The organism is Nocardia sp. CS682, assembly GCF_004634405.1.
GTDB classification, from domain to species: Bacteria; Actinomycetota; Actinomycetes; order Mycobacteriales; family Mycobacteriaceae; genus Nocardia; species Nocardia ninae.
Map to the genome: position 1 here is coordinate 1,947,951 of NZ_CP029710.1, position 20,235 is coordinate 1,968,185.

Genomic DNA, 20,235 nt, shown 5'->3' on the forward strand with positions numbered 1-20,235 from the left:
GGGGGATAGTTCGGGCATGGGGGTCTTGGATGAGCCGTTTCCGGGGTCTTGGGCGAGGGCGGCCGGGTTGGTGACGCGATGGGAACTTCAGCACAACTTCGTGCGAGTGTTCCCCGACGTCTACCTGCCGAAGGGGTGCGCGCTCGACGCGCAGAAGCGTGCACGCGCCGCAGCACACTGGGCCAAGGGTGCCGGTGTGCTGATCGGGTACTCGGCGGCCGCTTTGCACGGCACTCGCTGGCTGGATCCGGACCAACCCGCGGAGATCGCACGGACGGCACACTGTAAGCCGCCCTGCGGGATTCGCGCCGTGCGCGCCACCATCGAGCCTGCCGAATACTGCGAAGTCGACGGATTCCGGGTGACGACACCCGCTCGAACCGCGTTCGACCTCGGTCGGCGGTTACCCCGCGATCAAGCCGTACCGCTCCTGGACGCATTGAGCTCGGCTACCGGCCTGAATCCGCTGGAAGTCGCGGCCTTGGCTCGCGACCATCCCGGCGCGCGTGGAGTCGCGCGGCTGTCGAAGATCCTTCCGTTGATCGATGCGGGCGCCGAATCACCTCAGGAATCACACACCCGACTACTGCTGATCGATAACGGATTAGCCGCACCCAGTACCCAACTCGTGGTCCGCGAACGCTGCGGCGCGTTCATCGCCCGTGTCGATATGGGGTGGGAAGAGTGGCGCGTCGCGGTCGAATACGACGGTGCCCACCATTGGACCGACCCTGCCCAGCGCACGAAGGACATCGACAGGTTCGCAATCCTGGAAGCACTGGGCTGGCGCGTGGTCCGCGTCAACGCAACCCTCCTCCACCACCGCCCGCACGTCATCCTCGACCGAGTTCGCGCCGCCCTCCGCGATCAGGGCTGGACGAATGATCAGGGGGAACTGGTGTCGGCGCGCTCTCGCGATTTGCCAACACCAGTTCCCCCTCACCGACGAAATGGGCGGGGGCCGGGCACACTTGACGGTGGGCACGGGTAGGTCGCGTGCTGTTGACGCCATTCGAGGCAGTTGGCTGCGAATTGGGCGAGGTGGGTGGTGATGAAAGCTTGGGGGTGCCAATCTTCCTGGGCGACAGCGGATGTCCAGATGTAGGCCCAGACGGGGGCGGTGGAGTTGGTTAACTGGATTGTGCGGAGGTCGTATTCGGGGTCTTCGAAGGCGTCGAGGATTTCCCACTCCGCTGCGGTGAGGCCGCTGAGTACGGTGCCGTGGGCGAGGCCGTTCGGTGCTGGGACCAGGCCGGGATAGAGGCGGTCGGTGAGGGTGGCGACGCGCCAGCCTGGTGCAGTGGCGGGGTGCCGTGGTGGGACGCGACCGATCAGGACCTCCAGGACCTCTGGAAATTGGAGTGTCCCGTAGACGAACAATGCGTGCCGATGTCCAGCGTGTAGAGCAAGCCGGCTGGCATTTGGTGGTAACGAGTCCATCCGCATCCCTCTCATATCCGCGGCATCCGGGTCGCTCTGCGTGCCCGTCGTAGGTCGCGGGTGCCCTCCTGGTTCAGAGCCGCCCCCTAAGTCGCAGCCGCCACCCTAAGTCGCAGCCGCCCTCCTAGGTCTCAGCCGCCCTCCCAGGGCGCAGCCGCCCCCTAAGTCGCAGCCGCCCTCCCAGGGCGCAGCCGCCCTCCTAGGTCTCAGCCGGCCTCCTAGGTCTCAGCCGGCCTCCTAGGTCGCGGCCGCATTCGCATGTTGCCACCCAGCCACTAGGTTCGAAACCGACTGCCGCCGAACACCTTCGACCGCTACGACGGCCGCATCGTCCGAATGATGGCGGCAAGGTATTCATAGTCTTCCGCGCGGGCGGTCGAAGTGCGATATGCGAGCCCGATGGTGCGGCCGGGGGCGGGCGTGGCGAAGTGGGCGGTGCCGAGGGTTCCGCGGGCGGTTTCGGAGGCGACGGCCATCTCCGGGATGAGGGTGACGCCGAGACCGCCTGCGACACACTGCACTACGGTCGCCAGCGAAGCGGCGCGGGTATCGCCGACGGCGGCCGGATGGGCCTCGGCGGAGCGGCACAGGTCGAGGGCTTGGTCGCGCAGGCAGTGCCCCTCGTCGAGCAGCAGCAGGGGTAGCGAGTCGAGGACCGCGGGGGCCAGGTCGGTGCGGCCGGCCAGGTCGTGCCCGCGCGGCGTCACCAGCACGAATTCCTCGGTGTACAACGGGATCTCGATCAACCCGGGAATGTCGGTCGGCAGCGCGAGCAGCGCGACGTCGAGCACGCCGGTGCGCAGCCCGTCCAACAGCCGCGCGGTCTGGTCCTCGATCACCTGCGGATGCAACGCGGGCAACTTCTTCTGCAACTCGGGCAGCAGGGCGGGCAGCACATATGGGGCAACTGTCGGAATTATGCCCATTCGGAGTGTGCCGCCGAGACCGTCGCCGGTCGCCGACGCGACGAAACGATCGGCCGCTTCGAGCGTCGCCATCGCCTTGGGCAGCAACCGCATGCCCGCGGCGGTGACGAGCACCCGCCGGGTACTGCGCTCGATCAGTTGGAGGCCGAGCCCGTGTTCAAGTGCCGCGAGCGCCTGCGATAGCGTGGGCTGGCTCACACTGAGCCGCGCTGCGGCAGTGCCGAAATGGCGATATTCCGCGACCGCCACGAACGCACGCAGCTGTGACAGGGTCGGCTGATAAGTCTGATCGGTCACGGCTATCAGTGTAGTGCGACTGATCACCTTTACCTTTCATCAGCCCGTCGGGCAAGATCGAAAGGGAGCTTTTCTGCTTTTCTGCACAGTGCTAGCAAACCCACCAGAACGAGGAGATTAGGCATGGCCTTGCTGACCATCGGCGACCAATTCCCGGCATACAACCTCACCGCTGTCATCGGTGGTGATCTGTCCAAGGTCGACGCTCAGCAGCCTGACGACTACTTCACCCAGATCACCAGCGACGATCACGCGGGCAAGTGGCGGATCGTCTTCTTCTGGCCCAAGGACTTCACCTTCGTCTGCCCGACCGAGATCGCCGCGTTCGGCAAGCTCAACGAGGAGTTCGCGGACCGCGACGCGCAGGTGCTCGGCGCCTCGGTCGACAACGAGTTCGTGCACTTCCAGTGGCGGGCCCAGCACGAGGATCTGAAGACCCTGCCGTTCCCGATCCTGTCCGACCTCAAGCGCGAATTGGCCGCGGCCACCGGCGTTCTCAACGCCGATGGCGTCGCCGACCGGGCCACCTTCATCGTCGACCCGAACAACGAGGTGCAGTTCGTCTCGGTCACCGCGGGTTCGGTCGGCCGCAATGTCGACGAGGTGCTGCGGGTGCTCGACGCACTGCAGTCCGACGAGCTGTGCGCCTGCAACTGGAAGAAGGGCGACCCGACCATCAACGCAGGCGAGCTGCTCGCCGCCAGCGTCTGAGTCGAGTCACAACGCACGATCCATGTACGAAATCCCATGCACTGTCCCCCGTTCCCGCGGGGATGATCCGAACCGAGGAAGCAACGTATGAGCATTGAGAACCTGAAGAACTCCCTCCCCGAGTACGCCAAGGACCTCAAGCTCAATCTGTCCTCGCTGGCCCGCACCACGGTGCTGAACGAGCAGCAGCTGTGGGGCACGCTGCTGGCGTCGGCGGCCGCGACCCAATCGGCGACCACGCTGCGTGAGATCGCCGAGGAGGCCGCGGATGTGCTGTCGGAGCAGGCGTACAACGCCGCACTCGGCGCCGCCTCGATCATGGGCATGAACAATGTGTTCTACCGGGGCAAGGCGTTCCTCGGTGGCCGCTACGACGACCTGCGGGCCGGTCTGCGCATGCAGATCATCGGTAGCCCGGGGGTCGACAAGGCCGACTTCGAGCTGTGGTCGTTCGCGGTCTCGTCGATCAACGGCTGCCAGCATTGCCTGGAGGCGCACGAGCACACGCTGCGTGAGGCGGGCGTGTCTCGTGAGGTGATCTTCGAGTCGCTGCGCGCGGCCGCGATCGTCGCCGGTGTCGGCCAGGCGGTGCAGTCGACCGAAACGCTTGCCGCCGCCACGGTCTGAGCACTCGATCCGAGGCCGCCGACGGTTCAGCCAATGAACCGTCGGCGGCCTTTTTCGTCCCCACCTGACCTGCGACGACAGCTCGATGAACGGCCGGTGTGGGCTACGCGACAGCTCAGTGTCGGACCGGACTAGTAGGGTCGAAAACATGGGCACACAGGTTGACGTGGTGCGGGTGTTCACCGACGCCGCCGGACGATTCGGCAACGAGCTGGGCATCGCGCGGGCAGCGGACGTGGCCGAAGCCGATCGGCAGGCCCTGGCGGCCAAAGCGGGCTACAGCGAGACCGTCGTGGTCGAGGACCCGGTCGACGAGATCGCGCGGGTTCGGATCTACACCCCGGCTGTGGAACTTCCGTTCGCCGGCCACCCCTCGGTGGGCACCGCCTGGTGGTTCGCGGAACGCGGCGTACCCGTACGCCGGCTGAGCGTGCCCGCGGGCCCGGTGGCGGTCGAGCTGACCGAGGGCCTCACCTGGATCACCGCCCGCGGCGAATGGGCACCCGACTTCACCTTCCACCAGCTCGCCGACCTCGACGAGCTGGCCACCCTGCGCCCCGACGACTTCACCGGCGGCCCGCACTATTTCTGGGCCTGGACCGACGCGAACCGCGGCACCCTGCGCGCACGAATGTTCGCCCCCACCTTGGGAATTGCCGAAGACGAAGCAACCGGTGCCGCCGCCGTCGCCATCACCGCACTGCTGCGCCGCGGCCTGGTCATCACCCAGGGCAAGGGATCCCAGCTGTTCACCGCCTGGGACTCCGACGGCTGGGTCCGCCTCGGTGGACGCGTAGTCGCCGACCAGTCCGTCGAGATCTGACCGACGCCCTCAGACCAACGGCACACCGGCGATCGGTGGACTCGTCGGCGCCGCCGATCCGCCGGCGGGTTCGACGCTGACTGCCAGCGTCTCGCCCGGATCGAAGGTCGTCACGAATGGCTTTGCCGTCGAAGGCAATTCGACGAGCACCCCCGCCGACCGCGGCCTCGGCCGTTCACCGACGGGCACCAACCACACCTGATACACCCGCCCCGACGGCGGCTCGGCGACTCCGGTGAACGCGACGACCGCCAGTCGCTGCTGGGCGGAGAACTCCACCATGACCGTGCCGCCGCCGACCACCGGTTTGGTGAGCGTGCGCGAGTCCGGCTGCCGATGTATCCGCTCCGCGGTCGGTACACCGTCGGGCGGGCTACCGATCCGATCGGCGATCACGCTGCCACCGATCACCAGACAGGCCGCCGCGGCCACCGGCACCACCCAGCGCATGCGCCGCTGCCAGGCGGACGGGAGCCTGGTGCGCCCGTCGTCGGGCAGTGCCGCCAGAATCCGTGCCTCCAGTTCCGGTGGCGGCGCCTGCGCGTCGAGCGCGGCCACCTGCGCCATCACCTCGCGCAACCGTCGCACCGTGTCCGAGAATTCTTGCCGCACAGCGGGATCGGCGGCCGCCAGCCGCTCCTCGATGCGCCGGCGTTCGATCTCGCCGACGGCGTCCAACGCGCACGGGTACGCCAGGTCGAGCAGTTCCGCGTCCGATCGTGGCGGGTTATCAGCCATCGGCGCATTCTCCGGACAAGCAGCTCTCCAGTCTCTTCAACCCGGCACGGATGCGGGTCTTGACGGTCGGCAGCGGCACCGATAGGTGGTCTGCGACTTCACGGTACGTCCGCCCGGTGTAGTAGGCGAGCGTGATCGCCTCGCGCTGCGTCGCGGTGAGCGCGGCGAGGCAGCCGAGGACCTCCTGTTCGTCCATGCGCTGCGTCACCGATTCCGCGACGACATCGTGGTCGCGGCCGCCGTGTGCGTGTGCGTAGGCCGATTCCCGGACCGCGCAGGCGGCTTCGGCGCGCACCCGGTCGACCGCGCGCCGGTGCGCGAGCATCATGAGCCAGCCGATCGGACTGGCCAGTGCCGACTCGTAGCGATCGGCGGTCGACCACACCTGGAGGTACACCTCCTGGCTGACTTCCTCCGCCGCGGCCCTGCTGCGCACGATGCGGGTGGCGAGCCCGAATACCCGCGGGCTGGTGAGCCGGTAGAACTCGGTGAAGGCCCCGCGGTCTCCGTCGCCGATCGCGGCGAGCAGTGCGAGGAGGGTGCGACCGGACAACGCCGATCGCTGTCGGTCGACCGCGGTGGGTGGCGGGCATCCACATAAAGAGTGGCCGTCCAGCACGAGTGCACCGACCCGGTGTACCGCGGCGAGAACGCGCTCATTACCCGCCCCTCCCCCACACCCCAGTTTGTCGGGTGCACACCGCACGTCGGCACGTGATTCGTTCGCTACCTCATCGATGACCGAATCTGCCCGCATAGACAGGGGTTCGGTATGGGATGGCGCGCGGATTGGTCTGCGGCACCGGTCAACTCGAAACGGCCGCGATGAGCATGTAGGCGGTACCGAGATCCATCACGACGTGCGGCACCACCGCCGAGCGTCGCCTCGGCCCGGTCAGCGCCGCGACACACCCACCGGAGCGCAGCAGAATGCCCAGGTGGCCCGGCGTGTCGACGTGGGGGCGGCCGACGGCGAAGGTGACCAGTAGCGCGTCCGCCGCGAACAGTGCGGCGAGGCCGAGCGCCGGAATCACGGCGGGTCCGCCGGTGTGGCCCGGCGCCGTGTGTCCGGACATGGCATACAGCATGGCGGCGGCGGTTACCGTGTGGTAGCCCAGCGGCACCAGCCGGTCCAGTGGGGTCACGCGAGGCGCGCTGCGCCACTCCAGGATTCGGCTCGTCAGCAGAATGGCGAAGACCACGGTCATCGCGGTGAGCACGCCGCGCACGGCGACCGGACTCGCGCCCGCCGGGAACACCAGCATCGCGAGCATCACCAAGCACATGATGAGGTGCGCAGCATCGGATTCATGATACCCACCGGTCGGTCTGGCATCCGCCGCACGGATCGAATCACGGTGCCGCCGGTCGGATTCGGCCCCCGGAACGAGAACGGAGCCCGCGGCATCGTTACCCACGGCAAGTGGCGCAGCCAACCGCCCGAGCACGATCGCCACCGCGAGCAGAAACGCCGCCACCACCGACCACCGCAACGCGGCGTACTCCTGCACGAACTGAGCCACATCCACCACCCCTCCTACGGCGACCGTGGACCTGCCCATTCCATGGTCGCACCCGAGATCGATCAGGGTGCCCTTTTAGGGTGGCGGCACCCCGGCCGCCGCGACGTCAGCGCGGCACGGACTGCCGGTACCGGTCGACCGTCGAGCGAGCGAATCGCCCCGGCGAGACACCGCGCCACTGCTTGAACGCGTTCGAAAAGCTCGGCGCGCCTGAATATCCCATCCGATACGCGACGTCCTCGACGGTCAGCCCGGTGGCGAGCAGCTCCTCGGCGAGCGTGCCGAACGTTTCGGCGCAGAGCTGCCGATAGGAGGTGCCCTCCTCCGCCAACCGCCGGCGCATCGTGCGCAGGCTCATGTGCAGCCCGGCCGCGACGTCCTCCTGGCTGAGCCTGCTGTTCATCCGGTGCATCAACATTTCCCGCACCGTGCCCGCCACGCCCTGGCGCAGTCCGCGACGCTGCAGCAGATCGTCGCATTGCTCTTCGAACAGCTGCGCGGTGAGCGGACTGGCCTGCGGCATCGGCTCATCGATACCGGCGGCGTCGAACACCGCGAGCTGCAGTTCCGCGGATTCCGTGCTCGGAATCTCGAAGCTGTCGAACAGCGGCGCCAGCCGCGGGCGCAGGCCGCCCGCGATCTCGACGCGTACCACCGGCGGCGGCACACCGAACACCATGAACCAATTGGTCAGCAGCGCAGACACATCGCGTTCGGCGAGGAACCCGCGCAGCTCGCCGGGCAGGTCGCGGTCATCGCCGTAGAGCAGAATCTCGTCGTCGCGGTAGATGTGCCAGGCGCGGGCGAACGAGGTCATCAGGCTGAAGTAGCGCATGGCGACATCGATGGCCTGGCGCATGGTCGGGCTGCTGAGCACCGCCAAGGCAAGGACGCCGTGGGTGGTGAGGTGGGTGCGCGTGCCTGCTTCGACGCCGAGGCCCGGCGGATCGTCCAGCAGCGTGACGAGATTGCCGACGATGGCGAGTTCCTGCGCCGCGGTGATCTCCCCACCGGGTGTTTTCAGCAGCCGAGGATCGACGTCTGTGCCGCGTAGGCACTGATCCTGGGTGAGCCCGTGATCGTCCCCGAGTTCGACGAGGATCGCCGCGTTTGTTACCGACCGCCGCCACTCCCATGAGGCCACGTATCCATCGTTGCCTGTCGTGGCCGATTTGCGCAAGGTTTCTGGCCGGAGATCGTATGTTCTGCTCTCCCAATGCGGTTCATCCCGCCGAGCAAACCGTCCGACCGGTTCGCCATGGCCACACTCCGCAAGGTTATTGGCCGAAGTCGCGATGGACAGCAAATCTGCCACTCGACTGGCGATCGACCCTATTCGCCCTGGCCGCATTATGCAAAGTGCTGACCCGATATCGCATGGAGCACCCCCCAGCGACCCTCTAGCGTTGTACAGAGACGAAGGCAGGCGAAACCATATGTCTCGGAAGACGCTCACTGGCAAACGGATCGCGATCACCGGGGGCGCGCACGGCATCGGTCGCGAGACAGCGTCGGCGTTCCTGGCCGAGGGGGCCGATCTCGTCATCGGAGACGTGGACGTCGGCGCGGTGCGAGCGGTCGCCGATCACCTCGGCAGATCCCGCGACGGCACCGTCGTCGGACTCGCCCTCGACGTCACCGACAGCGCCCGCTTCGGCAGCTTCCTCACCTACGCCGAACGCAGACTCGGCGGTCTCGACGTTTTGGTGAACGCCGCCGACGTGATGCCGTCGGGCCCCTTTCTCGCGGAGTCGGCAGCCGAATCGGACCGGCAGATCGATATCAACCTGCGGGCGGTGATCATCGGAACCCGGCTCGCCGCAGAACGATTCGCCAGTCAGGGACACGGCCAGATCGTGAACATCGGCACGGCGGGCGGGGTGACCGCGGCGCTGGGTGTCGCCGTGTACTGCGCGACCAAACACGGCGTGGTCGGTCTCGGCGCGGCGCTGGACCAGGAACTGTCGGGCAAGGGCGTCACCGTCAGCACCGTCGCCTCGGGGTCACTGGAGGACCCGGCGGCCGTCGCCGATTCCGTGGTCGACTGCGTCCTGCACGGGCGGGGCGGCCTGATCAGCGTGCCACCCACCAGCTTCCTGCGCGCCGCGTTGCGGCCACCGGGACGGGTGCGCCGCGTGTTCACCCGCAACGGCGAGTAGCGATCAGAGTTCGCGCAGAACGCGTTTGAGCACCTTTCCGGTCGGGTTGCGCGGCAGTTCATCGATGAACACGACGTCGCGCGGCACCTTGAACCGCGCCAGATGCGCCTTGACGTACTCGCGCACCTCGTCCTCGTCGAGTGAATGTTCTTCGCGCACAACGATCACCGCGCGTAGCCGCTGTCCGTACCGATCGTCGGGCACGCCGAAAGCACTCACCTCGGCGACGGCCGGGTGCGCGGCCAGCAGTTCCTCGATCTCGCCGGGGAAGACGTTCTCGCCGCCGGAGACGATCATGTCGTCGTCCCGGCCGTCGATGAAAAGTCTTCCCGCACTGTCGAAATGGCCGACGTCACCGGTGGACATCAGATTGCCGACCCGCAGCTTGTCGCCGCCGCCGGTGTACCCCTCGAACTGGAAGCTGTTGCCGACGAAGATCCGGCCGGTCTGGCCCGCAGGCAGCTCCGCACCATCCTCGTCGAGGATGCGCACGGTCGCACTCGGCACCGGACTGCCCACACAGCCCGGTTCGACGGCCAAGTCGGCGGGGGTAGCGATGGTCGCGTACGCCACCTCGGTGGAGCCGTACATGTTGTAGACCACCTGGCCGAAGGCCTCGGTCACCCTGGTGCACAGCTCGGCGCCCAGCTGCGAGCCCGCGACGAAGATGATGCGCAGCGCCGAGAAGTCATGTCCGGCACGGGCTCCCGGGCCGAGGTCGACCAGCCGCTGCAGCATCACCGGCACCGCCACGAGGGCGGTGGCGCGATGGCGGTGCAGGCTGTCCAGCACCGCCTGCGGGTCGAAGCGGCGGCGGATCACCAGCGTCGAGCCGAAGCCGAGCGCGATGGACAGGTGCGCGAACCCCAGCGTATGGAACAGCGGCGCCGGGCATTCGGTGATCTCGCGGGCACGGAACGGCACCTTGTCCAGGATCGCGCCGAGCGGGGCCAGCGAGGTCGGTTCGCCGCGCGGGGCGCCCTTCGGGGTGCCGGTCGTTCCGCTGGTCAGCAGGATGACCTTCGCGGTGGTGGTGGCGCGCCGCGGTGCCGAACGGCTCGCGCCGGCGATCAGATTGTCCAGCGTGTCGACGCCGGGCCGATCGGCCCAGGCGCGATAACGGCCACGCGGCGGGGTGAGGTCACCGAGCATGTCGGTGTACTCCTCATCGAACACCAGCAGATCGATACCCTCCCTGGCCACCACCTCACGCAGCTGCGGGCCGGCGAAATCGGTGTTCAGCAGCACGATTCGGGCACCGCACTTGGCGGCGGCGAACACCGCGTAGTGGAAGCCGCGATGGTTGCGGGCCAGGATCGCGACGCCCTCGCCGTCGCGCAGCCCGCGGGCGCGCCAGGCGTTGGCCAGGGCGCTGGTGCGCTCGTCGAGCTCGCGGAAGGTGATCGAGCCCAATTCATCGATGAGCGCCGCCCGGTCCCGGTAGCGCAGCGCGGCGACCGAGACGAGCCCGCCGAGCATCCCGGACCGAACGACCGCCGCACCCATCTGGGCGAGCCGGTCGGGCCGTTCCAGGGTAACCAGCCCGGCACGGACCGCCAATGAGGCGTAATAGGTTTCGTCGGCGACCCGGCGGGCGGCGCCCGCGGCCAGCGCGGTGACCTTGGCAAGCTTCATCATCGGGACCCCTTGGCCGGACAGCGAGGTCCGTCTAGCAAGTGCGGGCAAGTGCCCTCTCAGTAAAGCCTGTCCGATCGAGGTCCGTCGAGTGATCGCTACAGTGCGCCGCCGGGCATGATGGACAAATGTCTAGCAACACCGACCAGTCCGCTCCCGCGGGCGCTGCTACCGGTTCGATGCCCGGCCTCCGCATCGTGGTCGATGACCTCTCGGGACCGGAGATCGCGGCCCTGCTCACCGAGCACCTGACCGACATGGCCACGCACTCCCCCGCCGAGAGCATGCACGCACTGGACCTGGACGCACTGCGCCGCCCGGAGATCACCTTCTGGAGCGGATGGGACGGCGACACCCTGGCCGGCTGTGCGGCCCTCAAGCAACTCGACGCCGAGCACGCGGAGATCAAGTCCATGCGCACCGCCGCGACGCACAAACGTCGCGGCATCGCCTCGATCATGCTGCGCCACCTGCTCGCCGAGGCCTCCACCCGCGGGTACCGGCGAGTCAGCCTGGAGACCGGTGCGCCCGAGTTCTTCGTCCCGGCCCAAAGGCTTTACGCCGCGCATGGTTTCGAGTTCTGCGGGCCGTTCGGGGATTACGAACTCGACCCGTTCAGCGTCTTCATGACCCGCACGCTCTGAGGTTCGTGCTCCCGCACAGGTTTCGGAGGCAGGGCAGTTCCGCAGTACTCAGCACCTGTTCTTCCGCACCATGATTCGTGCACAGGAGCCTGTTCCCCGCACGGGTTTCACGTGCGGGGAGAGCAGCACTCACCCGAGGGCGCGGGTGAATCCTTCGACCATCTCGTCGACCTGGGCATCGGTCATCACGAACGACGGCGAGATCTGCATCGCGCCCTGCCCGGCCGCCCGGCTGGAAACACCGTGCGCACGAAGGGTTTTCACCATCGGCAGCCCCTCGGCGGGATCGACCAGCTGAACGGCGGCCACGGCACCCAGCCCACTGCGCACCTCGGCCACGCGCGGATGCTCGGCCAGCGGGGCGAGCTTCTCGTGCAGGGTCGCTTCCAGGCGAGCCGACTCGTCGAGCAGGTTCTCGCGCTCGATGATGTCCAGGTTGGCCAGCGCGGCCGCGGCGGCGCCCGCGTGCCCGCCGTAGGTGTAGCCGTGGCGCCACCAGACGCCGCCCGCGAAGAACGGTTCGGCGATGTGCGGTGCGATGAACACCGCACCCATCGGGACGTAGCCGGAGGTGAGGCCCTTGGCGGTGGTCATCAGGTCCGGTTGCAGGTCGAAGCGCGAGGAGGCGAACCAGGATCCGCCGATCCGGCCGAAGCCGGTGACGACCTCGTCGGTGACGAAGAGGATGTCGTTGTCGCGGCAGATGCGGCGCACCTCGGCGAGGTAGCCGGCCGGCGGCAGGTAGATGCCGCCCGCGCCGATGATGGGTTCGCAGAAGAAGGCGGCGATGCGTTCGGCGCCGATCTCCTCGATCAACGCGAGCAGCGACTTGGCGTCGTCCCACTCGACGGTGCGCGCATCGGCCATCAGCTCGCCGTAGCCCTCGCGGTTGGCCGGGATGCCCGCCAGCGCGGTGCCCGCGACATGCATGCCGTGATAGGCCTTGCTGCGCCCGACCACGATCGTCTTGTCCGGCCTGCCGAGCTCGTGCCAGTAGCGGCGGGCGAGCTTGGCCGCGGTGTCCACCGAGTCCGAACCGCCGGAGGTGAAGAAGATCTTGCTACCCGGCACCGGCGCCATCGCGGACAACCGCTCGGCGAGCTCCTGGGTGGCCGGTTCGGCGAAGTCGCCGAAGTTGGAGTAGTGCGCGACCCGGCGCAGCTGCGCGGCGACCGCATCGGCGATCTCGCCGCGGCCGTGGCCGACGTTGGTGAACCAGAGCCCGGCCGTCGCGTCCAGGTAGCGGTTGTCCTCGGCGTCGTAGATGTAGGCGCCCTCGCCACGGGCGACGACGAACGCGCCGTCCCGCTCGACCGCACCCATGTCGGCAAATCCATGCCATAGCGAGTTCATGTGTCCACCTTTACCGGAGGGAGGTGTCGCCCTCCGAATCGTGCCGGGCACCGCCGAGGACTCTCGAGCCGACGGCCACCCGGTCAACCAGGGAAAATCCGCTAGCAGTGCACCTCGGCCCTATGGCCATCACCACGTTGCACCGCAGCCCTACCCGACTCACGGCGTTCGGAGCCGCGCTCGCCCGCCGACGGCCGCTATCGCGATGGCGAGCAGCGTGAAGACGCCGAGCAGCACGATCAGGCCGATCGTCAGCGAGATATAGCCCTGCTGCCGAGGGTCGAGAAACGGGTACGGATACCAGTCGACGATCGGGCCGCGGATCAGCGTGTAGACGCCATAGACCACCGGGTAGATCAGCCACAGCAGGACGAGCCGCGGTGACAGGGCGAGCCGCTCGCGGGCCGGGACGAGCACCCAGTCGGCGACCAGCACGATCGGCAGCACGCGATGCAGGATGTCGTTGATCCAGCGATCGGTGAGCATCACGTCGATATTGGCCAGCAGCACCGCGTAGACCACACCGGTGATGAGCAGATACAGCGCGCTCGCCCCGCGCAACACCTCCCAGCGGCGCCCCTGCGGGTCACGCAGGCCGCCGATCAGCAACACCAGCATGCCGAGCACATTCGATTGAATGGTGAAGAAGCTGAAGTAGTTTCCGGTGGAGAACGCGGCCTCGTGCAGATTGCGCAGCGGGATCCAGGCCAGCGCGACGGCGGCGAGCACACCGAAGGCGATCCGCAGACCTCGGTATATCCAAGCCGTGCCCGAATCGGCGTCCATTGCCCGATCCTCGCATATCAAGCCTGGTTGACGCGCGACTTCCGGACAGTCCGCACACTGCCGGCAACCCGGCCGCACCGCCTGACGGAAATACCAGTTGCCGCCCTTCGCTACGCTTATGAATGCAATGACCAGGACAGCTGACACCGGACCCCGCGAGCTCCGCACCCGCCTGGCGAATCTCTCCCTCCGCGACGAATACCGGCTGCGCCGCCGGCTCGACCGGGCGCGCGGCGGCGACCTCGGCGAGGTCGAGGCCGAGATCGCCGCGGCCGAGCTCCGCATCGACGCGCGCCGAGCCGCCGTACCGGAGATCCGCTACCCCGAGCAGTTGCCGGTCACCCAGCGCCGCGAGGACATCGCCGCGGCCATCGCCGCGCATCAGGTGGTGATCGTGGCCGGCGAGACCGGCTCCGGCAAGACCACCCAGATCCCCAAGATCTGCCTGGAGCTCGGGCGCGGCATCCGCGGCACCATCGGCCACACTCAGCCGCGCAGGCTGGCCGCGCGCACGGTCGCCGAGCGCATCGCCGAGGAACTCGGCACCGAACTGGGCGACGTCGTCGGTTACACGGTGCGTTTCACCGATCACGCCTCCGACCGCACGCTGATCAAGCTGATGACCGACGGCATCCTGCTCGCCGAGATCCAGCGCGACCGGCTGCTGCGCCGCTACGACACGATCATCATCGACGAGGCGCACGAACGCAGCCTCAATATCGACTTCCTGCTCGGCTACCTCAAACAGCTGCTGCCGCGCCGACCCGACCTGAAGGTGATCATCACCTCGGCGACCATCGACCCGGAGCTGTTCGCCCGGCATTTCGCCGACGAGAACGGCGCTCCCGCACCGATTGTCGAGGTGTCCGGCCGCTCCTATCCGGTGGAGCTGCGCTACCGCCCCCTGTCCCTGGAACTGCCCGGCGCCGACGACGAAGACGACGAGGACACCCGGGTGGTCGACCGCGACCCGGTCGACGCCATCGGCGACGCGGTCGCCGAACTGTTCGCCGAGGGCGACGGGGACGTGCTGGTGTTCCTGTCCGGTGAACGCGAGATCCGGGACACCGCAGACGCTTTGCGCGATCTGAAGCTGCCGCGCACCGAGATCCTGCCGCTCTACGCACGGCTGTCCACCGCCGAACAGCACCGGGTGTTCGCGCCGCACCCCGGCCGCCGCGTGGTGCTGGCCACCAATGTCGCCGAGACCTCACTCACCGTCCCCGGCATCCGATACGTGATCGACCCCGGCACCGCGCGCATCTCGCGCTACTCGATGCGCACCAAGGTGCAGCGACTGCCGATCGAACCGGTCTCCCAGGCCTCGGCCCGGCAGCGCGCCGGACGCTGTGGCCGCGTCGCCGACGGTATCTGCATCCGGCTGTACTCCGAGGACGATTTCGAGTCCCGGCCCGCGTTCACCGAGCCGGAGATCCTGCGCACCAACCTGGCCGCCGTCATCCTGCAGATGACCGCGCTCGGGCTCGGCGATATCGAGAACTTCCCGTTCGTGGAGGCGCCGGACAAAAGGGCCATCCGGGACGGCATCGCGCTGCTCGAGGAGCTCGGCGCGCTGGGGCGGCGGACCGCCGCGCCGGGGTCGAAGGACGCGGCCGAAACCCGCACCGATGACTACGGATTGACGCTGACTCCGATCGGGCGCGACATGGCACAGCTGCCGGTCGACCCGCGGATGGCGCGGATGCTGGTGGAGGCGCACAGCAACGGCTGCCTGGCGGAGGTGCTGATCATCGTTGCGGCACTGTCGATTCAGGATGTTCGCGAGCGGCCCGCCGATAATCAGCAGGCCGCTGACCTCAAGCATGTGCGGTTCGTCGTGGAAGGCTCGGATTTCCTCGCCTACCTGCGACTCTGGGACTACCTGACCGAGCAGCGGAAGTCGTTGTCGTCCAACCAGTTCCGACGGATGTGCCGGGAGGAGTTCCTGCATTACCTGCGAATCAGGGAGTGGCAGGACCTGCACGGGCAGTTGCGCACCATCACGAGGGGGCTCGGGTGGTCGGCCGACTCGTCGGAGCGCTCCGACGCGGCGGGCGAACCTGCCGCGGGCAGCTCGCGGCGCGGGCGAGGCCGCGGCAAGGGCGGTCAAAACGCAGGAGCACCAGGCGGGCAGTCCGACGTGCGGCAGCAGGCCGAGGGGGGTTCGCGCCGTGGGCGGTCAAGCGGCCAGGCTCCTGCGCAATCCGCCGCAGGCCGTCAAGGCGATGAACGCCCCGGCACTGCGGACTCGAACCGGCAGGACGCCAACACTTCTCGCGACGGACGGACCGATTCCGCGACCGGCGGCGGGCAGCGGGGGGCGAAGCGGGGACGGCGCGGTGCGCCGCAGGCTGCCGACAGTTCCTCGCTCGACTCCGATGACATGCCGTGGGATTCCACCGGCATCCACCAGGCGCTGCTGGCGGGCATGCTGTCCCATATCGGGCTGCGTGAAGCGGAGACGCGGGAGTTCCTCGGCGCGCGCAACGCGAAGTTCATGATCTTCCCCGGCTCCTCGCTCGCGAAGAAGCCGCCGCGCTGGGTGATGGCGGCGGAGCTGGTCGAGACGTCACGGCTGTGGGGGCGGATGGCGGCCAAGGTGGAGCCGGAGTGGGCCGAGCGGCTCGCGGGCGACCTGGTGAAGCGCACCTATTCCGAACCACATTGGTCGGCCAAGCGCGGCGCGGCCAGCGCCTACGAACGCGTCACGCTGTATGGAATCCCGTTGGTGACCGGCAGACAGGTGGATTACGGCCGGATCGATCCGGAGCTGTCGCGGGAACTGTTCATCAGACACGCACTGGTGCAGGGCGAATGGCAGACCCGCCACGAGTTCTTCCACCGCAACCGCGAATTGATCGACGATGTCGCCGATCTGGAGCACCGCGCCCGCCGCCGCGACATCCTGGTCGACGACGAGGTGCTGTTCGAGTTCTACGACAAGCGCCTACCCGCCGACATCGTCTCGGTGCGGCACTTCGACAGCTGGTGGAAGTCCGCGCGCCGCAAAGACCCCGCGCTGCTGGACTTCTCGACCTCGACCGTGGTCAACGCGGGCACCGCGGCGCTGGATCCGGCCGCCTTCCCCGATGCCTGGCGGCAGGGCGAGCTCAGTTTTCCGCTCACCTATCAGTTCGAGCCGGGCAACGAGGAAGACGGTGTCACCGTACGGATCCCGGTCGAACAACTGGCGCACGTGCGTGCGGTCGGCTTCGACTGGCTGGTGCCGGGCATGCGCGACGAACTGGCCGCGGCGCTGATCAAGACCCTGCCGAAGGCGTTGCGGCGCAGCGTGGTTCCGGCGCCGGATTTCGCGGCGCGGGCACTGGCCGCGCTCACCCCGCGCGCCGAACCGTTGCGCATCGGTCTGGCGCGGGAGCTGTCTCGGCTCGGTGCGATCACCATCGATCCGACCGACCTCGATACCGCCGCACTGCCAGATCATCTGCGAATGACCTTCGCGGCGGTAGACAGCGCGGGCACGGTGCTGGCCCGGAGTAAGAGTCTGCCTGCGCTGAAAACTCAGCTCGCCGAACAGGTTTCCGCCTCGGTTGCGCGCGCGACGGCTGGGGCCGAACGCGCGCCCGCCGCGGTGTGGACGTCGGAGTCGCTGGGCACGGTCGAGCCGACGGTTCGCCGTGAGGTCGCCGGGCAGACCGTCACCGGTTATCCCGCGCTCGTACCCGAGGGCGAGGGTGTGGCGGTGCGGGTGCTCAGCTCCCCCGCCGCGCAAGCCGCCGCGATGCGCGCAGGCACCCGCGCGCTCGTCCTGAACGCGCTACCGACGTCCGTGCGCACCGTCACCTCGAGCCTGCGCCCCACGGAACGCCTTGCGCTGAGCCAGAATCCGTACGGTTCGCTGGAGGCGCTGGTCGAGGACTGCCGCGCCGCGGCCGCCGACGAGCTCATCGCCGCCGCGGGCGGACCGGTGCACAATCCGGATGACTTCGCGGCACTGGTCGCGAAGATCCGCACCGACTTCGCCACCGCGGTGGCGCGACTCGTCCGCCTGGTGGTGCCGATTCTGGCCGAGGCACACCGGGTTTCGGTGGCGCTGGCGCAGACCTCCGAACGCGACATCGCCGACGACGTCCGCGACCAGCTCGACAACCTGGTCTTCCCCGGTTTCATCTCCGAATGGGGCAGCGCCCGACTGCGCGAACTCCCCCGCTACCTGCAAGCCGCCGTCGTCCGCCTGGAGGCGCTACCAGGCTCCGCGGTCCGCGACCGGCAGGGCATGATCGAGCTGGACCGCGCCCTCACCGCCTACGACCGGCTGGTCAACTCGCTACCGGAGAACCGGCGCCACGCTCCGGCCGTCACCGAGATCTGGTGGATGATCGAGGAGTTCCGGATCAGCCTGTTCGCCCAGAAGCTCGGCACGCCATATCCGGTGTCCGCCAAGCGCATCGAGAAAGCCGTCGCCGCTATCCGCCGGTAGCCGAAGCGGCCGTTGCTATTCGGCGGGCACCGCTGCTGCCTCGCGGGCGGTGCGCATCTCCTGGATCTCGCGTTCGAAATCCGCTGCGGAGGTGAAGGATCGGTAGACGGAGGCGAAGCGGAGGTAGGCGACCTCGTCCAGGTCGCGCAGTGGGCCGAGGATGGCCAAACCGACCTCGTGGCTCGGCACCTCGGGAGAACCCTTGGCGCGCACCGCGTCTTCCACCTTCTGCGCGAGCAGGTTCAGTGCGTCGTCGTCGACCTCACGGCCCTGGCAGGCGCGGCGGACACCGCGGATGACCTTTTCCCTGCTGAACGGTTCGGTGACGCCACTGCGTTTGACCACGGACAGGATCGCGGTTTCCACCGTGCTGAACCGCCGCCCACAGTGCGGGCACGCGCGGCGGCGGCGGATGGCCGCGCCTTCGTCGGCCTCGCGCGAGTCCACCACCCGGGAGTCGGGGTGTCGGCAGTACGGGCAATGCATCCGGGGGATCCTTCGTCGATGCGCGTGCTCGCGGCCGGCCCGGCAACCGATCGGGGTGACCGTCCCGGCGAGCACGTGTACAGGGGCCTAGACCCCGGCACCAGGTAAACCTCAGGCGATATGCGGAATACCTGCATAGCACTTCGAGGATACCCGTCCGGGTACCCGGGATGTCTCACTCACCCGGTACCCACCGGCATTGTCCGCGGGATCGCCGGTCCGCTCCCGCTGATCATCTCCACTTCACCCAGCACGCGCCGGTGCGGGCTGCGAACCTATTCGACGATCTGCCACTGCGAGGTCAGATCGGCGATCAGCTCGGGTAGGCGCGGGATGAGGCGGCCGCGGGCGAGCTTGTTCCAGAACGACTCGCCGAGCACGACGGGGCCGAGTGCGGGGTCGAGCTCCATGTCGATGTGCCGCGGGACGAGGTCACCGGTGATGTAGGTCCAGCGGGTGTCGCGGTCGGCCCAGTTGAAGTCGGGCAGCGAGGTGCGCAGGGCCAGGGTACGGCCGCCCAGGTCGGCGCGGACGGTGGCCGGTGCGAACACGCCCGGGGCGCGGACACCGGGCACGGCGGGCTTGCCCGCGATGGTGCTCACGTAGGTGAGGACCCGGCCGATCGGGGCGCGGCCCGCGGCGGTCGCATCCCACTGGTCGGCGATCACCTTGTTCTGTTCGCGGTCGGTCATCCGGATCAGCGCGTCGATATTGCCTTCGCGGGTGCCCTGGGCGATGGATTGCCATGCGGTATGGATGTCGTCGTCGAGCACGCCCGCCTCGTACATCTCGTCGATGCCACGCATGCCCAGCGCGATGTAGGCCTCGTGCATCGGGACCAGGTCGGTGAAGATGTGCTTCTGCATGATCATCAGCCGGGTTTGGTACCAGGCGACGTCCTCGGCGGTGAGGCGCGAGCCCTCGGTGGCGAGCAGCCGGATGTCGGCCGGCAGTTCGCGCACCAATTCGGGTGGGGTGTGGCGCAAGAGGTCGGCGACGGTGTCACCGAGTTGGTGGATGCCGGGCACGTCGAGCACCCCGCCGACGTCGCTCATGTCGAAGAAGCCGGAGGCGAACGAGCCGCCCGCGATGCCGGCCAAGCCGGTCCAGTAGAACTGCGGGTGCTGCGTGGTGAGCCGCAGGTAGTTGACGTACACCTGATTGAAGGTGCGTTCGTTGGCCCGGACGCCGCGGGCCGGATCCCAGGCCGCGAGGTCGATGGCGGCGTTGCGGGTCGCGACGATCAGCCAGTACTGATGCAACAGGGTCGCGTACCGGCGCGGGGACACGCCGTCGGCGCGGGCCGCGTCCACCGCGGCGGACAGGGTCGATTCATCCAGCGGGAGCGCCGGATTCAGCCCGCCGCCGCCCGCGCCGTCACCGTTGACGGCGGGTAAGTCGAGGTAGTCCGCGTAGGCGGGCGCCGCATGGGCGGCCGGTACGGCGGCGACCCCGAAGACCAGACAGAGGGCGATCCCGAAAGTTCGGGCGAGCAGCCGGGTGGAGTGTCCGGCGGTGGCGAGATGCGTCATTGCTAGATGTCCCGAACTCGTGCGTAGGCGACGGCCGTGTGTGGCAAAGAGCTTTGCCAGATCACGTGTTCAGCACACTAACAACATGTTCTAGTTGATGATCAACAAATTCGG

General features: G+C 68.2%; 18 protein-coding genes. 7 read left to right on the forward strand and 11 right to left on the reverse strand.

What is annotated here, in order from left to right; translation table 11 throughout:
* Positions 1-16: 16 nt before the first annotated feature.
* Positions 17-991, forward strand: coding sequence for a DUF559 domain-containing protein (locus DMB37_RS08535; protein WP_135232235.1), 975 nt, complete (start codon positions 17-19; stop codon positions 989-991).
* Here the strand turns inward: DMB37_RS08535 and DMB37_RS41895 are convergent.
* Together DMB37_RS41895 and DMB37_RS08545 are read right to left on the reverse strand one after the other, a co-directional pair.
* Positions 940-1,455, reverse strand: coding sequence for a gamma-glutamylcyclotransferase family protein (locus tag DMB37_RS41895; RefSeq protein WP_370465356.1), 516 nt, complete (start codon positions 1,453-1,455; stop codon positions 940-942). The genes DMB37_RS08535 and DMB37_RS41895 overlap by 52 nt on opposite strands.
* 299 nt (positions 1,456-1,754) lie before the next feature.
* Entirely contained in the window at positions 1,755-2,663 is a 909-nt protein-coding gene (locus tag DMB37_RS08545) for a hydrogen peroxide-inducible genes activator (RefSeq protein WP_135232237.1), read from the reverse strand.
* Between the two features lie 123 nt (positions 2,664-2,786).
* Here DMB37_RS08545 and DMB37_RS08550 point away from each other — a divergent pair, with 123 nt between their 5' ends.
* The 3 genes from DMB37_RS08550 to DMB37_RS08560 all read left to right on the forward strand — a co-directional run bounded on the left by DMB37_RS08550 (position 2,787) and on the right by DMB37_RS08560 (position 4,824).
* Entirely contained in the window at positions 2,787-3,374 is a 588-nt protein-coding gene (locus DMB37_RS08550; protein WP_107658151.1) for a peroxiredoxin, read from the forward strand.
* Between the two features lie 87 nt (positions 3,375-3,461).
* A complete protein-coding gene (locus tag DMB37_RS08555; RefSeq protein WP_135232238.1) occupies positions 3,462-4,001 on the forward strand; it encodes a carboxymuconolactone decarboxylase family protein in 540 nt (179 codons plus the stop codon).
* A gap of 148 nt (positions 4,002-4,149) precedes the next feature.
* Positions 4,150-4,824, forward strand: coding sequence for a PhzF family phenazine biosynthesis protein (locus DMB37_RS08560; RefSeq protein WP_135232239.1), 675 nt, complete (start codon positions 4,150-4,152; stop codon positions 4,822-4,824).
* A gap of 9 nt (positions 4,825-4,833) precedes the next feature.
* On the opposite strand, the gene DMB37_RS08565 is transcribed toward DMB37_RS08560, so the two are convergent.
* The 4 genes from DMB37_RS08565 to DMB37_RS08580 form a co-directional block, all read right to left on the reverse strand.
* The gene (locus DMB37_RS08565) at positions 4,834-5,562 is read right to left on the reverse strand and encodes an anti-sigma factor domain-containing protein (protein ID WP_135232240.1); all 729 of its coding nucleotides are present in this window, start codon (positions 5,560-5,562) and stop codon (positions 4,834-4,836) included.
* A complete protein-coding gene (gene sigK / locus DMB37_RS08570) occupies positions 5,555-6,181 on the reverse strand; it encodes an ECF RNA polymerase sigma factor SigK (protein WP_370465357.1) in 627 nt (208 codons plus the stop codon). The genes DMB37_RS08565 and sigK overlap by 8 nt, the downstream gene beginning before the upstream one ends.
* Positions 6,182-6,368: 187 nt before the next feature.
* On the reverse strand, positions 6,369-7,091 hold the full coding sequence (locus DMB37_RS08575) for a DUF5134 domain-containing protein (RefSeq protein ID WP_167768780.1): 723 nt from the start codon (positions 7,089-7,091) through the stop codon (positions 6,369-6,371).
* A gap of 100 nt (positions 7,092-7,191) precedes the next feature.
* A complete protein-coding gene (locus tag DMB37_RS08580) occupies positions 7,192-8,229 on the reverse strand; it encodes an AraC family transcriptional regulator (protein ID WP_135232243.1) in 1,038 nt (345 codons plus the stop codon).
* Between the two features lie 292 nt (positions 8,230-8,521).
* On the opposite strand from DMB37_RS08580, the gene DMB37_RS08585 reads away from it, so the two are divergent.
* On the forward strand, positions 8,522-9,244 hold the full coding sequence (locus DMB37_RS08585) for an SDR family NAD(P)-dependent oxidoreductase (protein ID WP_167768781.1): 723 nt from the start codon (positions 8,522-8,524) through the stop codon (positions 9,242-9,244).
* Between the two features lie 3 nt (positions 9,245-9,247).
* Here the strand turns inward: DMB37_RS08585 and DMB37_RS08590 are convergent, their stop codons facing one another.
* The gene (locus DMB37_RS08590) at positions 9,248-10,879 is read right to left on the reverse strand and encodes an acyl-CoA synthetase (RefSeq protein WP_135237434.1); all 1,632 of its coding nucleotides are present in this window, start codon (positions 10,877-10,879) and stop codon (positions 9,248-9,250) included.
* 128 nt (positions 10,880-11,007) lie between these two features.
* Here DMB37_RS08590 and DMB37_RS08595 point away from each other — a divergent pair, with 128 nt between their 5' ends.
* Complete coding sequence (locus tag DMB37_RS08595) at positions 11,008-11,523, forward strand: GNAT family N-acetyltransferase (RefSeq protein ID WP_240772305.1); 516 nt, start codon at positions 11,008-11,010, stop codon at positions 11,521-11,523.
* Positions 11,524-11,652: 129 nt separating this feature from the next.
* Here the strand turns inward: DMB37_RS08595 and DMB37_RS08600 are convergent, their stop codons facing one another.
* Positions 11,653-12,876 carry an aspartate aminotransferase family protein gene (locus DMB37_RS08600; RefSeq protein ID WP_135232245.1) on the reverse strand — a complete coding sequence of 408 codons (1,224 nt, stop codon included), beginning with the start codon at positions 12,874-12,876 and terminating at the stop codon, positions 11,653-11,655.
* Between the two features lie 159 nt (positions 12,877-13,035).
* Positions 13,036-13,662, reverse strand: a complete 627-nt coding sequence (locus DMB37_RS08605) for a Pr6Pr family membrane protein (RefSeq protein ID WP_135232246.1) — start codon at positions 13,660-13,662, stop codon at positions 13,036-13,038.
* A gap of 127 nt (positions 13,663-13,789) precedes the next feature.
* Here DMB37_RS08605 and hrpA point away from each other — a divergent pair, with 127 nt between their 5' ends.
* Positions 13,790-18,103, forward strand: coding sequence for an ATP-dependent RNA helicase HrpA (gene hrpA, locus DMB37_RS08610; RefSeq protein WP_135232247.1), 4,314 nt, complete (start codon positions 13,790-13,792; stop codon positions 18,101-18,103).
* A gap of 15 nt (positions 18,104-18,118) precedes the next feature.
* Here the strand turns inward: hrpA and nrdR are convergent, their stop codons facing one another.
* Both nrdR and DMB37_RS08620 read right to left on the reverse strand, forming a co-directional pair.
* On the reverse strand, positions 18,119-18,589 hold the full coding sequence (gene nrdR / locus DMB37_RS08615; protein WP_135232248.1) for a transcriptional regulator NrdR: 471 nt from the start codon (positions 18,587-18,589) through the stop codon (positions 18,119-18,121).
* Between the two features lie 275 nt (positions 18,590-18,864).
* On the reverse strand, positions 18,865-20,121 hold the full coding sequence (locus DMB37_RS08620; protein WP_135232249.1) for a hypothetical protein: 1,257 nt from the start codon (positions 20,119-20,121) through the stop codon (positions 18,865-18,867).
* Positions 20,122-20,235 lie beyond the last annotated feature (114 nt).

Coding starts and splice junctions, on each gene's coding strand:
- DMB37_RS08535 (WP_135232235.1), top strand. CDS start 17: ATGGGGGTCTTGGATGAGCCGTTTCCGGGGTCTTGGGCGAGGGCGGCC.
- DMB37_RS41895 (WP_370465356.1), bottom strand. CDS start 1,455: ATGAGAGGGATGCGGATGGACTCGTTACCACCAAATGCCAGCCGGCTT.
- DMB37_RS08550 (WP_107658151.1), top strand. CDS start 2,787: ATGGCCTTGCTGACCATCGGCGACCAATTCCCGGCATACAACCTCACC.
- DMB37_RS08555 (WP_135232238.1), top strand. CDS start 3,462: ATGAGCATTGAGAACCTGAAGAACTCCCTCCCCGAGTACGCCAAGGAC.
- DMB37_RS08560 (WP_135232239.1), top strand. CDS start 4,150: ATGGGCACACAGGTTGACGTGGTGCGGGTGTTCACCGACGCCGCCGGA.
- DMB37_RS08565 (WP_135232240.1), bottom strand. CDS start 5,562: ATGGCTGATAACCCGCCACGATCGGACGCGGAACTGCTCGACCTGGCG.
- DMB37_RS08585 (WP_167768781.1), top strand. CDS start 8,522: ATGTCTCGGAAGACGCTCACTGGCAAACGGATCGCGATCACCGGGGGC.
- DMB37_RS08590 (WP_135237434.1), bottom strand. CDS start 10,879: ATGAAGCTTGCCAAGGTCACCGCGCTGGCCGCGGGCGCCGCCCGCCGG.
- DMB37_RS08595 (WP_240772305.1), top strand. CDS start 11,008: ATGTCTAGCAACACCGACCAGTCCGCTCCCGCGGGCGCTGCTACCGGT.
- DMB37_RS08600 (WP_135232245.1), bottom strand. CDS start 12,876: ATGAACTCGCTATGGCATGGATTTGCCGACATGGGTGCGGTCGAGCGG.
- DMB37_RS08605 (WP_135232246.1), bottom strand. CDS start 13,662: ATGGACGCCGATTCGGGCACGGCTTGGATATACCGAGGTCTGCGGATC.
- hrpA (WP_135232247.1), top strand. CDS start 13,790: ATGACCAGGACAGCTGACACCGGACCCCGCGAGCTCCGCACCCGCCTG.
- nrdR (WP_135232248.1), bottom strand. CDS start 18,589: ATGCATTGCCCGTACTGCCGACACCCCGACTCCCGGGTGGTGGACTCG.
- DMB37_RS08620 (WP_135232249.1), bottom strand. CDS start 20,121: ATGACGCATCTCGCCACCGCCGGACACTCCACCCGGCTGCTCGCCCGA.